Below are 14007 nucleotides of genomic sequence, written 5' to 3' on the forward strand. Positions count from 1 at the left end.
TTTTCAGCTTTCTTTTTACAGCCGGAACAACATATTTTTTTACTAATGAAGCACCGTTTTTTACAATGAATGCTTTTATTAATCTTTTCAATGCCATGAAAGGATCCCTCTTTTCGGTTTGAACATTTCATTATATTCTTTACCTTTTTAGTATGTCCGCTAAACATTAAATGCAAAAAAGCCCTTGAGACAAGGGCTTTCTGCTTTATAAAGGCAATAGGGAAATTTTCTCTTTTTCTTTCAGCTGTTGAATCATGGTATACCAATCCTGCGGTTTAGCAGATAAAACAGAATAATATTCTGTTAAGAAATTAATGACTAATTCAGCATGAATTTCTGTGATTTCTTCATCAGATGGCATGAAGCAAAAATCAAGTCCTTTAACTGCTTCCCCATCATTTTTCCAGGAAGGATGAAGATAAGGAAAATCAAGCTTTTTATAGCCCATATGAGACAAAACCTCACGGCGGACGAATGGGTTCATTGGCTTGGCACCGCCAAATTCATGGTCTTCAATCCCATAAGGATCATAAATTTCTGCAAACATGCCAAATAGCTCTTTACCGTTTTGGCGGGCAAGTTCCGTCAGATCCTTGGATCGATTTCCTGCAAGGAAACGGCCAATGCTTAGTCCCTGACGGCCAATGATGGTAAAATCAGTCATGGCAATATTCCATTCCGGATAGTAGCGATATTCGGTAGCACCAACCACATCACCTTCATGAACAGCCGCAAACACACGAATTCCCGAATCTTCAAGAGGTTCCTTCCATAGTTCAAACTCAAGTACTTCTTCAGGAGGAAAGACTTCTTTCATTAACTCATGCATTTTAACAAAGAGCGGATCATGAATACTCGTAATTCTGATATATTCCAATGTACTATCTCCTTTGCCGCTTATACTTTAAATGGATTCTTCCACTCCATTAAGGCACCGTAATTAAGTGACTCTTCATCTTCTAAATAATTTTCTGCAACAGTGAGCGGAGTTCGGCCGCACCTCAGCAAAAAAGTGATAACCGGATCTTTCTTTTTCCCATTGATCAATTGCTGAAGATATTCCTGGGCAGACAATTCATGGGCAAATTTATGGTAGCCTGGCATCCGCCCCCCACCAAGCAAGCGATCGAGACCTAAGTTTATGACAACCTGATACATAGCCTGCATCATTAATTTGCCCAGCCCAAGTTTTCGGAACTTGGGGCGGACACTTATATCAACAATATATAGTGTGTTGCCTTGAGGACTATGATTGCGAATATAGCCGCTGTCTGTTATTTCTTCCCATGTATGCTCCGGGTGTGAAGGGTCAAAATCAACAATCAGCCCGGTTAAAGACCCTGCTAATACTCCTTCAACTTCGATGCAAAGTGCACCATCCGGAAAGAGCTCCACATGGTTAGTCAATTGCTCCTTATTCCACCATAAATCTGAAGGAAAAGGGGGCGGAAAGCATTCTGCCTGAATGTCAATTAACTGATCAAAATCCGCTTTAGTATAATTCCTGATTACAGCCGGAACCGGCTTATCCCCGTCAAACACATAAAATTCGCTTCTATATGACATTTTTCAGCCTTCGATATTTTCTTTTTCCCAGTCTACATACAGATCTGTTCTGCGGTCGCGCCAAGTCGTAACAGAGCCTCGTTCGCGGACTTCATATAAAAGGCTAAGGTCAAGATCGGCAGTCACAATCATATCGTCATTCAACTCGCCTTCCACCATAATCCCCTTTGGCGGAAATGGAATATCATTTGGTGTAATGACAGCTGCCTGGCCGAAATTGGCACGCATAAAGTCGACAGTAGGCAGGGAACCAATTGTTCCTGTGACCACAACATAAACCTGATTCTCAATAGCTCTAGCATGGCTTGTATAACGGACACGGTGGAAACCATGCCGGTCATCCGTGCAGGAAGGACAGAAAATAACATCTGCTCCTTTTGCTTTAGCCATACGGACGATTTCCGGAAACTCAATGTCATAGCATGTCAGGATGGCTATTCTGCCTTTATCTGTATTAAATACACGGAGGCCTTCGCCAGGCGACATATTCCACTCATGGACTTCAGTAGGAGTTATATGCAGTTTTGCCTGCTCTTCAACCCTGCCATCCGGATAAAATAAATGAGCGACATTATAAAGACGGCCATCTTTATTAATAACGTGTGTACCGCCGATAATATGCATTTTTGTATCTTTAGCAAAATTGGAAAATAGCGTTTTATACTGATCGGTGAAACCAGGCAGTTCGTTAATCGTCAGACTTGTTCCCTGCTCACTTCCAATGGACAAAAGCTGTGTGGTAAAAAATTCAGGAAATAAGACAAACTCCGTTCCGAACTCCTGGGCAGTTTTAATGTAATGCTCACATTGCATGGCAAACTCTTCAAATGAACGAATGGTGTGCAGATGATACTGCACAGCGGATACACGAATTTTCAATGTACTCCCCCTCATCAGAAAAATGTATAGATGAGTATCACTCTATCTTTAAAAGATTATCAATGATTTTCCTTCATTGCACAATACTTTTTTTATCGGAATGCGAAATTTTTTAATTAATACTATTTAAGATAACAAACAATACTTTTACGATTTTTTTTACTCCAGCTAATAGACTAATAGTCCGAATTGGAAATAAAATAAAATATTAAAAAAGCATTACTCGTCAAAGCAATGCTTTAAGTCCTTATTTTAATAACTTGCTTATTTCTGCAATAAGCCCGACACCTTTTTTAAAGTCTTGATTTGCAGCTTTTATTAACCTCATATAAATGCCTATTAGCGATGCATTTTGTTCCTTTAATTCACTTATCTCTCTTTTCATAAAAATCAGGTCAGCTTTCAGTGATGCCATTTGTTTCCTTAATGCTTCTATATCTTCAAGTTCGATATTCTCTTCACTTACTGCATCATCCTCTTGCATCTCTCTTAAACCTTCTGACAGATTCATTATAGAATCATCTTGAATTATTTTACTGGCCAAACTGAATAATGAAGTAAAATCTATAGTCTGGTCTTTCAGCAGTTTAGCAGCTAGCTTTTCCAGATTTTCTGAATCCTCTAATGCACCTTTCCCTTCATTATTATCAACCATAATCAGACCGCCTTTCTTAGTTTCTATCCTATACTATGTATAATCTCAATAAGTGGAATGGACAAACATACAGTAAAAGCAGAAATTGAGGGACACCCATTTAAAAAACCCTGGACGTTCACCAGGGTTTCAAACGGACTCAAATTCTTTTATATTATTGTGCGCAAGGAGCTTGACATTCTAAAAGCCGACAAATTGCATCTCTAATTTTCCCTGTCAATCTCGGTGCGAAAATGCTTGCTAAAAGCAATAAGAATGCTAAAGCAAACACAATTAACCCCGTTAATGGTCCTACCATAGTGATATCCCCCCTTTTTATTCAATTAATAAGGGTACCCTTACGCTGTTATCGTATGTTCCAAATATGGACATGCTTAAACAAACATCCCGAGCCAGCAAAAATTGGCTCTTGTCCAGTCACCACCATACGAGAATAAAAAATCCGGCCCTTCAACAGAGCCAGATTACAAATTTTATAGTTTCTTCTTCATTTCATTTGAAAGGAACTCTACATCCGTTCCAACTATTACCTGAAGACTGGTTTTGCTGAGCTTTATTACTCCTTTTGCCCCAATCTGTTTTAAATGCCCTTCATCAACCAGCGCTATATCTTTCACCTTTAAACGAAGACGGGTCACGCAGTTATCAATTTCTTCGAGATTTTCTATACCGCCCAAAGCCATCAAATAGGCATTTGCTGCTTCGGCATAATTGCCTTTAACAGCATAATTATCTTGGAATTCACCTTCAATTTCATCTTCCCTTCCCGGCGTTTTTAAATCCAGTTTCTTGATCAGGAAATAGAAAACCACAAAATACAGAAGACCATAAAGGAGACCTATTCCCGCAAGCAGCACTGGCTTCTGGGCAATGCCGAAGTTTAGGATGTAATCCAGGGCGCCTGCAGAGAACCCGAAACCATGATGAATATCAAGGGCATAGGAGATGGACATAGCCAGACCTGTTAAAAGAGCATGAATTAAATATAAAACTGGTGATAAAAACATAAATAAGAATTCAATCGGCTCTGTAATACCGGTCAGAAAGGAAGTAAATGCTAGACCTGCCATCGCCCCGGCAACCGCTTTCCTTCTTTCCTTTCTAGCAGTGGCAACCATAGCAAAAGCAGCACCCGGCAGTCCAAACATCATGATCGGGAAGAACCCTGTCATGAAAATTCCTGCTGATGGATCTTTAGCAAGGAAGCGCCATAAGTCCCCTTTAATGACATCCCCGGCTGCATTGGTAAACTCACCAAACTCAAACCAGACAAGCGTGTTCAAAATATGGTGGAGCCCAACAGGAATTAATAATCGGTTCAAGAATCCGAAGACTCCAACACCTGCAGCACCTGCACCAATAATCCAATCGCCCACACCATTAATGACTGCCTGGACCGGCGGCCACACATACCCGAACAAAAATGCAATGACAATCATAACAAGTGATGTGATAATCGGCACAAACCGTTTTCCTCCAAAGAAACCAAGCCATTCCGGCAGCTTAATATCATGATATTTATTGTATAATAGCCCTGCAATAATACCGGAAATGATTCCACCAAAAACACCCATATTGACCGTTTCGTTTATTGCTGCGGCACCTTCAGTCAGAACAAAATACCCCACTGCGCCGGCAAGGGCAGCTGCCCCGCTGCCATCCTTAGAAAAACCGATGGCAATCCCTATGGCAAACAAAAGTGCCAAATGTCCAAAGACCGCATTCCCGGCTGCTGATATAAACGGAATGCCTAAAAGGTCATCCTGTCCCAGCCTTAACAAAAGTGCAGCTGCAGGCATGACTGCAATCGGCAGCATTAAAGACTTGCCAATCTTTTGTAAAAACCCCAACATTGTTATACACCTCTTTCTGCATGGATTATTACATATTATGAACAGGCTTTATCATTCAGTACCAGACGCCATCAGTATTATGCCGGCCCGCGTAATAATTAAAAAAAGAACCTGGGGCATTTTGCCGCCAAGTTCTTTCCTGCCAGTTTAATAGAGTAAATATTCTTCACGTGTCTTTTTGAATAGTTTTAATTCGGTCTGCCATTTGGAGGAAATTTCTTCAACTGTCTTCCCTTCCTCAATGGCTTCACGGACCCAGCCATTGCCCATCAGGTTGTCAAAAAATGAAATTCCAGCACTGTTCTCTGCACGGAATTCGAAGTCTTCCGGATACATATCATGGATTGCCTTCACGATGTGAAGTCCTGTCTCGACAGGCTTGAACGCATCGCGATGAGTAACATGAATCTGAATCCCATGGGAAAGCTGCCCTGCATGCTTAGAGAAGCTTGGTGTAAACGAAGCAGCTCTAAAGGTTACCCCCGGAAGATTAAGACTGTTCAAATGTCCAGCCAGGTCATCGGCATTGATAAATGGAGCACCAATTAATTCAAACGGCTTCGTTGTTCCACGTCCCTCAGAAACATTCGTCCCTTCAATCAAAGCAGCTCCCGGATATACTAAAGCTGTATCCAGCGTTGGCATATTAGGAGACGGCATGACAAACGGAAGGCTGGTGTCATCGTAATACATATTGCGCTTCCAGCCATTCATTTTGACAACAGTCAAATCTGCACCAATTTCGAACTCTTCATTGAATAATTCAGCCAGCTCACCTACAGTCATCCCATGCCGGAGCGGGATCGGGTAATTCCCCACAAATGAGGAATACTTCATATCAAGCACTGGCCCTTCAACCTTTGTTCCACCTTGAGGATTTGGCCTGTCCAGCACGATGAAAGGGATATTGTTTTCTTTTGCTGCTTCCATCGCATATGCCATTGTGTAAATATACGTGTAAAAACGTGTTCCAACATCTTGAATATCAAACAGGAGCACGTCGATATTCTCCAGCATTTCAGGTGTAGGCTTCTTGGTTTTTCCATATAAACTGTAAACAGGAAGCCCTGTCTTTTCATCTATATAATACTCAACGTATTCTCCTGCCTGTGCACTTCCGCGGACTCCATGCTCCGGACCATATAAAGCTGTTAATTCCACGTCAGGATCTTTGTGCAGAATATCGACAATACTGTTTAAATTCTGGTCGACCCCAGTAGGGTTTGTAATTAAACCAACTCTTTTTCCTTCTATGAGATCCTTTTTATCATCTAAAAGAACTTCAACACCAAGCTCGAATTTCTTTTTCTTGCCTTTTCCTTTTCCATTGCCGTTATCTGCAAGCACAACAGTTAAAGAAGAGAGTACGAGAATCATTGTCAAAAATGCCATGAGCCATTTCTTCATTATATTTTCCCTCCTTGGTTAAGAAAGAGGTACGGGCAAAACCCCGGGGCTGCTGCCCGTACCCTTTCCTTTTCAAAAATAGCAGTGTGCCTAATAGCTCAATCCATGGCCAAATTCATATAAAACACTGCCATCTGTACCCGGAATTGTTACAGGCAATTTACCTGAAGGATTAACCTGGCCAAAAACAACACCTGCAGATGCATCAAAGCTCGCAGCTCTGAATCCGTATTGTGCAATGTATGCATCAACCTCCGGATAGGCCATGATGTCATATGGGTTACGGATGCCAACCGCAATGACCGGGGCTTCTGACTCAGCGACGATGGAATTAACCATTTTCATCTGCGCGCTGTCAGGTGAGCGGCCTGATACATTAAACGTATAGGAGCCAACAATTACAGCACTGGCTTTCCTGATTAGCTGCTTCTGCTCTTCCGTTAATGCATAGCTTGAGGTCTGGATGACCGTTGTGTTTGCATGAAACTTGCTGATTGCGTTTTTTAAGTCTGCAATATACGTATTGCCGACAACGACAATATGATCTTCAGAAGATAATTGCAGCGGCAGTGCATCTTTATCATTCTTTACCAGTGTGACTGAACGTTCAGCTGCTTCTTTTTCTATTTGTTTATGTTCTTCTGATCCAACAATCTCAAGTGCGTTTGCAATTTTTTCATCAATCGGCTGTGGTGTCTCTTCTTTAATAATTCCCCGCTTTATTTTCAGTGTTAAGATTCGTTCAACTGATGAATCAATGCGTTTTTCTGAAATTTCTCCATTCTCCGCCGCTTTCAATAGCCCTTCTGCAACTTCTTGAAGTCCAACAGGCATTAGGACAATATCTGTTCCAGCTTTAACTGCTCTAATAGCCGCGTCAACTGGTCCAAAATGTTCTGCGATGGCATTCATATTCATTGCGTCTGTTGTAATAACACCATCATAGCCCATTTCTTCTCTCATAAGTTCAGTCAGCACTTTATGGGAAAGAGTGGCCGGAACTGCAATTTCTTCACCCGTTTTTTTCGAGATTGCTTTTGTATCATCAATCTTAGGGAAGGTAACATGTGCTGTCATGATGGCATCAATCCCTGCTTCCATTCCCTTTTGGAAAGGATAAAGTTCAACTTCTTTTAGGCGATCTTTGTCATGTGGTACTTCAGGCAATCCAAGATGTGAGTCCACTGCTGTATCTCCATGTCCGGGAAAATGCTTTGCAGTTGCGGCAACACCTGCTGATTGCAATCCTTCTGTATAAGCAACACCCATGTCAGCGACAAGCTGCGGGTCCTCACCAAATGAACGAACGCCAATTACCGGATTGTCGGGATTATTATTTACATCCATGACAGGTGCAAAGTTCATATTAATGCCGAGTGATGCAAGCTCCTCTCCAATCGCCTTGCCGACCTTGCGGGAAATTTCTTCAGAACGTGCAGCCCCTAAAGCCATATTGCCAGGCATGTCCGTTCCTGATTGAAGACGTGTAACAATTCCGCCTTCCTGGTCAATCGTCATCAATAAGCCGAATTTATCGGCAGCTTTCTGATAGTCTGAAACCAGTGTGGCTGTCTGTTCTGTTGTCACTACATTTTCACGGAATAATATAACTCCGCCAAGATGATAATCTTTCACCAGCTTCTCAATTTCTGGCAGCATTTCAGTGACATTTTTTCCCTTCCAGGTGCGGAAATCCGGCATCAGCATCTGGCCGACCTTCTCTTCAATGGACATGTTTTTCACTGCCCGGCTAATGAGATCATACTGTTTCCCATGCTCCTTAATGATTTTCACTTTAAAAGCTGGCTTGCCTTTGCTGCCCTTTTTGCCGTCAGGTTTTATTTGAAGTGCAATACGGTCCTTATATACTCCATCCGTTACACTGATGAAGGTTTTTCCGGGTTTCCCCATTAAGGTGATATTCCCCGACTGATCAACTGCTGCAACATTTTTATTGGAAGATTTCCATTTCACACCATCTGAAACTCCAACGAAATGTCCTTCCTTAAATACATGAAGAGCCTTTAATCGAAAAGTATCTCCACTAATCTCTGTACTGGCCTCAGGCACATTCTGCAGGATGATTAAATCCTTTGCTGCACTTTCTGCTGATGCTTTTTTCAATGTTCCTGCGATCGATAACTGTGAAACGGCAAGTGTAATTGCGAGAAGGGAAATGAACATTACTTTGCGGGCTTTAACCATTTCTTCCACCGTCCTTACTGCATTAATTTCATATGCACTTAAGCTTACTTTTCACTAAAAAATCGAATGCTAGTAATTTCTTTTTTTCCACCCGTTTCCTGAGAAGGAAGGCGTCACTTTTTGGCCATCTGAAAATATGAGTTTTACATTATCAACATACCAGCCTCTGCCGTTTACTGTACTGTCTGTCTGGTATCGGAATCGAATGTGAGAGGTTCCTGCAGGAATCGTTAGTTTTTCCTTCTTCCAATCAATGCTGCTGCCTGTTAATGGCTGGGCAGCCTGTGTCCAATTGATGCCATCCTCTGATACCTCAACAAAGGCCATATCCGCATTGGTTTCAGTTCTGTACCAGGTATCAAACGACAGGACTGCTTCTTCATTGAGATCCACTTTAGCCGTTAAATTATGCTGAATTTTATCTCCATATCCTGAGAACCAGGCATCTCCTTTTCCAGGTATTGCAACAGGAATGGAATCTGCTACCTGTCTTGCAAATGCCCGCCTTGCAATATTTGTTGTAACTGTATTTCTGGTTGGATGGACCCGATTTGTTAAGAGAATCGCAATCGTGCCATTATTCCGGTTTATTACAATGGATGTTCCAGTGTACCCTGTATGCCCAAGTGAAGTTCCCTCTGATAAGGCATCCATGAACCATCCCTGACCAAGCTCCCAGCCAAGGCCATGATCATCACCAGGAAATTGAGGAATCTGGTTTTGAATCAGCATTTTCACCGTCTCTTCCTTTAAAATCCGCTTGCCGCCATAACGCCCGTCATTCACATACATATGGGCAAGTTTAGCAAGATCGGATGCAGTGGAAAAGACACCTGCATGTCCGGCAACACCATCAAGGGACCAGGCATTTTCATCATGAACTTCCCCCCAGACAAGACCCCTGCCGATAGCAGGCTGGTATTCCGTGGCTGCAATCCGCTGTTTTAAAGATTCAGGAGGATTATACATCGTATCCTTCATACCGAGGGGGTTGGTTATGCGTTTTTTCACAAACTCATCCAGACTTTGTCCTGACAAGCGTTCGATTATTGCGCCGAGCGTAATCATATTTAAATCGCTGTATGTATACGCTTCGCCTGGTTCAGTGGCTAATGGATGTTTAAAAACGATTTGCATGCGATCGTCTCTGCTGCTCCCTTGTGAATATAAAGGAATCCATGCAGTAAATCCTGAAGTATGTGTCATCAGCTGGCGAATCGTTACATTTTCCTTGCCGTTTTCCGCAAACTCGGGGATATATTTCGCAACAGGATCATCCAGTTGAAAGCGGCCTTCATCATACAATATCATCGCAGCAGTCGTTGTAAAAATTTTACTGATTGAAGCCAGATCAAAGATAGTATCTTCCGTCATTTCAATCGGATTCTGCGCTTCAGTGAATTTATCATCCGTATAGCGGTAGGAATATCCGTATGCATCATGTTTGACAATATGGCCCCGTCTTGCGACAAATGTAACAGCACCCGGCATGACTCCCTCTGAAATCATCTCTTCCATTAATGGATCGATTTCATTGAGCGGCTGCTGAACCATTCCAGCTCCCGCCGCTGAACCTGGATGAAGAATAGGAGAAATCGGCCCAGGGCGATCCCACGAAAAAATCGGATGAATTTTGTGTTTCACATCTTTATGATTCTTCATTTCCATCGTTGGCTTAACTCCTTCCGCGCCCTGCGCAGATGCCGGATATGCTGCCGGAATAAAGAGTGATGTGCTAAGTGCTGCAGATAGCACAACAAGCTTGGTTTTATTTTTCATACTGCCTCCTTTAATTTTATGAACTTTCATCAGCCAATAACCTCCTTTATGTTTGAAAGGGTTTACATACTGTAAGATTAATAGAGATAGAGTATAGTTGTCTATACCACATAAGTCCTGTTCTAGTTAAAAACTTCCATATTTTTGACTAAATCGATAGTTCTTTTTGACTGTTCTGAAAATTACGCTTTTATTTATTGGCTCTCATGAATTGTTTGCAGATTTCCCGGCATTGTTTGTTAAAAATGAATGCTTGTTTGCCAGTTTCTAATATCTTTTCCAGGTTAGTTTGATGAAACAGTATTTTGCAGAGGTCACCATTTAGACAAAAAAGCAGAATCCATTACGGATTCTGCTTTATCTTTGGACTTGCACATTATGGAGACCTGCGAAGATCCCGCCCTGTTCTATTAACTCATCATGTGTACCTTCTTCGGCAATGCCGTCTTCTGTGACAACCACCACCCTGTCTGCATTGCGAATGGTTGCGAGCCTGTGAGCAATCACAAGTGTGGTGCGGTTTACGGCAAGCTCATTCAACGCCGTTTGAATAATCTGTTCGGTTTCTGTATCCAATGCCGAAGTTGCTTCATCCAGAATCAGAATTGGCGGATTTTTCAGGAACATTCTCGCAATGGCAATTCGCTGTTTTTGTCCACCGGACAGCTTTAATCCCCGTTCCCCAATTTGTGTTTCGCAGCCATCCGGAAGAGATGCAATGAAATCCTGCAGGTGAGCTTTTTTAGCAGCTTCAGCAATTTGCTCATCTGTTGCCCCAAGCATTCCGTAAGCTATATTTTCTTTCAGGGTACCGGTAAACAGGAAAACATCCTGCTGGACAATGCCGATTTGCGATCTCAGTGATTTTTTCGTCATATCCCTGATATCCATGCCATCGATCTTAATGCTTCCGCTATTTACATCATAAAAGCGTGGAATCAAAGAGCAAATCGTTGTCTTTCCGGCACCTGAAGGTCCAACAAAAGCAACTGTTTCACCTGCTTTTATTTGAAGGTGAATCCCCTCAAGCACAGATTTATGCTTGTCATAACTAAATGCTACATCTTGAAAGCGGATATCACCCCTTAAGGATTCAACCTCAATGGCATCTTTTGCATCCTCTATCTCCGGCTCAGTATCAATGATTTCCAAAAAGCGTTTGAAACCAGCCATTCCTTTTGGGTACAGTTCCATAAGGGCGCTAATTTTATCAATCGGTTTTAAGAGTACATTCACATAGAGCACAAATCCGACCAATTCTCCATATGATAGCTGCCCATTGAAGCTCAGCCAGGAGCCGTATACAAGAACAATCAGCGTAACTAATCTGGTCAGCATATAGACTCCGGAAGCACTGAAGCTCATAATCTTATATGCTGCAAGCTTGGCAAGACGGAATCTGCCATTGTTTTCTCTAAATCTTTTAATCTCATAGGCTTCATTTGTAAAAGACTGAACTACACGCACTCCAGATACACTATCCTCAACCTGGGCGTTCACATCGGCAATTTCACCGTACATCCTTTTCCATGCTTTGTTCATTTTAATATTGCAGAATGTAATCAGCCATACAAGAAACGGGAGAACAAATATCGTTACAAGGGCGAGCTTTACATTGATCGTCAGCATGATCCAGAATGCACCCACAAACGTCATGACCGCAATAAACAAATCCTCCGGGCCGTGATGGGCGAGCTCTCCGATATCCATAAGATCATTTGTCACCCGGCTCATAATGTGCCCTGTTTTGGTATTATCGAAGAAGCGGAAAGACTGCCTTTGAACGTGCTGAAAAGCTGCTGCCGCATATCTGTTTCGATGTTGATGCCCAGCTTGTGTCCCCAATAGTTAACAACAAACTGCAGTAGTGTGCTGGTCAAATAAAGAGCAAGCAGGCCGGCACTTACGGATACAATCATGGACCAATTCCCGCTTGGAAGCAGGCTGTCGATAAACCACTGAACCGCAAGCGGAAAGCCCAATTCAAGAATTGCCACGAATACCGCCGAACTAAAATCAAGAATGAATAGGCGCTTATGTGGCTTATAGTAGCTAAAAAACCGTCGGATCATCATATTCTCCTTTTTCTGAAAAAATCAAACATAATAGGATTATAAATTCACCAGGAATTTATTACAAGAAAAACCCGTCCCTATTTATTTCTGGAACGAGTCTGATAATTTAGAGGAGATATTACGGCTTAATTCCTAAACAAGGCTGATGTAATAATTCTTCCCTGCAATTTAGATTCTTGATTTAAACTGAACTTTGCGGATCATTTGATTGATTACCTCTGAAATGACAAGCCCGACTGCGATTGCCCCGGATATCATGAACGCCTTCGCGGCCAGCTGAATTGCCGTATTATAATCATTTTCAACAAAATTCCGCATTGCATCATAAGCAATCCCTCCTGGGACCAGTGGAATGATGCCGGCAACACTGAAAATAATGATAGGTGTTTTATACATTTTGGCAAAAATCTGGCTGATTACAGCAATGGTAAAAGCTGCGATTAGTGACGAAATGACAGCATCGTACTGCCAATTGACAAGCAAAATATAAACAAACCAGCCAACCATCCCGACAAACCCGCATTTCAGCAGCGATTTTTTCGGGGCATTGAAAAGCACTCCGAACCCTGCTGAAGCAATAAAGCTTGTCATCATATGTGTCAACATAAACATACGCATATTCCTCCGCTCATGCATTTAGAAAGTGAATACAAGAGCAATCCCAGCTCCAATGGCAAATGCCGTCAAAAAGGCTTCAGCCCCTTTTGACAGACCAGAAACAAGGTGCCCGGCCATTAAGTCCCTTACTGCATTTGTTATCAGCAGGCCCGGAACGAGCGGCATTACTGAACCAATGATAATCTTATCAAGTTCTGTTCCCGCTCCCGTGTACACAAAGAAATATGCGATAAGGCCAATTAATAATGAAGCAATAAATTCAGAGAAAAATTTTATGTGGACCACCCTATGTACGTATATAAAAGAAACAAACCCCAGCCCGCCTGCAATCATGGCTGGAATAAAATCTGTCCAGCTTCCAAGGAACATAATTAAAAAGCAGCCGCTTGCAATGGAGGCTGCAAGAATCTGCTGATAAACAGGGAAAGTATAGTCGGCACTTTCAATTTCCTTCAGCCTTGCCAGGGCTTCCTGTCCATCCAGTTCACCGCTGCTGATCTTGCGTGAAACTCCGTTCACTAATGTCACTTTGTACAAATCCGTTGACCGTTCTGAAATCCGAATCAGCTTTGCCGGTTCAGTTCCATCCGTTGAAAATATGATTCCAGTTGGCGTCACATAGCTATGTGAATGCGGAATACCCAGGGAGGCTGCAATCCTGGTCATTGTGTCCTCTACCCGATACGTTTCTGCACCGCCCTGAAGCATGATTTTCCCCGCAAGCAAACATATCTCAATTACTTCTATTGTTGGAGGGAATTCTTTCCCCATTCTTTCACCTGCTTTATTAATCTAAAATTTAAAAACCCTCTTATATAGGGTTACATCTTAACGGAAATGATAAACGAATGAAAGACCTTTTGTCTAAAATTTATATAAAAATGTTTCGTAAACCTAGTCTGCATTATTTTATAAGGCAGTATAGAAATTGAATAAAAAAAGCGATTATCCCTTACAGAATAATCACTTT

At 42.1% G+C, this 14007-nt stretch carries 10 protein-coding genes and 1 pseudogene; all 11 read right to left on the reverse strand.

The window, feature by feature from the left end:
* Window positions 1-205 precede the first annotated feature (205 nt).
* On the reverse strand, window positions 206-877 hold the full coding sequence (locus ACXAD1_RS15480) for a GNAT family N-acetyltransferase (RefSeq protein WP_474910532.1): 672 nt from the start codon (window positions 875-877) through the stop codon (window positions 206-208).
* Window positions 878-897: 20 nt separating this feature from the next.
* The gene (locus ACXAD1_RS15485) at window positions 898-1566 is read right to left on the reverse strand and encodes a GNAT family N-acetyltransferase (RefSeq protein WP_474910533.1); all 669 of its coding nucleotides are present in this window, start codon (window positions 1564-1566) and stop codon (window positions 898-900) included.
* Window positions 1567-1569: 3 nt separating this feature from the next.
* Complete coding sequence (locus ACXAD1_RS15490; protein WP_206843365.1) at window positions 1570-2445, reverse strand: carbon-nitrogen hydrolase family protein; 876 nt, start codon at window positions 2443-2445, stop codon at window positions 1570-1572.
* 247 nt (window positions 2446-2692) lie between these two features.
* Complete coding sequence (locus ACXAD1_RS15495; RefSeq protein ID WP_474910534.1) at window positions 2693-3100, reverse strand: hypothetical protein; 408 nt, start codon at window positions 3098-3100, stop codon at window positions 2693-2695.
* A 473-nt stretch (window positions 3101-3573) separates the two neighbouring features.
* Window positions 3574-4953, reverse strand: a complete 1380-nt coding sequence (gene nagE / locus ACXAD1_RS15500) for an N-acetylglucosamine-specific PTS transporter subunit IIBC (protein ID WP_474910535.1) — start codon at window positions 4951-4953, stop codon at window positions 3574-3576.
* A gap of 147 nt (window positions 4954-5100) precedes the next feature.
* Window positions 5101-6360, reverse strand: a complete 1260-nt coding sequence (locus ACXAD1_RS15505) for an exo-beta-N-acetylmuramidase NamZ family protein (protein WP_474910536.1) — start codon at window positions 6358-6360, stop codon at window positions 5101-5103.
* A gap of 90 nt (window positions 6361-6450) precedes the next feature.
* Window positions 6451-8565, reverse strand: a complete 2115-nt coding sequence (locus ACXAD1_RS15510) for a glycoside hydrolase family 3 protein (RefSeq protein WP_474911320.1) — start codon at window positions 8563-8565, stop codon at window positions 6451-6453.
* Window positions 8566-8634: 69 nt separating this feature from the next.
* Window positions 8635-10374, reverse strand: a complete 1740-nt coding sequence (locus tag ACXAD1_RS15515; protein ID WP_474910537.1) for a serine hydrolase domain-containing protein — start codon at window positions 10372-10374, stop codon at window positions 8635-8637.
* Between the two features lie 327 nt (window positions 10375-10701).
* A pseudogene (locus tag ACXAD1_RS15520) lies at window positions 10702-12416 on the reverse strand (ABC transporter ATP-binding protein).
* A gap of 171 nt (window positions 12417-12587) precedes the next feature.
* The gene (locus ACXAD1_RS15525) at window positions 12588-13031 is read right to left on the reverse strand and encodes a threonine/serine exporter family protein (RefSeq protein ID WP_206843349.1); all 444 of its coding nucleotides are present in this window, start codon (window positions 13029-13031) and stop codon (window positions 12588-12590) included.
* A gap of 24 nt (window positions 13032-13055) precedes the next feature.
* Window positions 13056-13808: a threonine/serine exporter family protein gene (locus tag ACXAD1_RS15530; protein WP_206843347.1), complete on the reverse strand. Its 753-nt coding sequence runs from the start codon at window positions 13806-13808 to the stop codon at window positions 13056-13058.
* Window positions 13809-14007 lie beyond the last annotated feature (199 nt).

The sequence above is a fragment of the Cytobacillus sp. ABV4_503 genome, assembly GCF_056158445.1.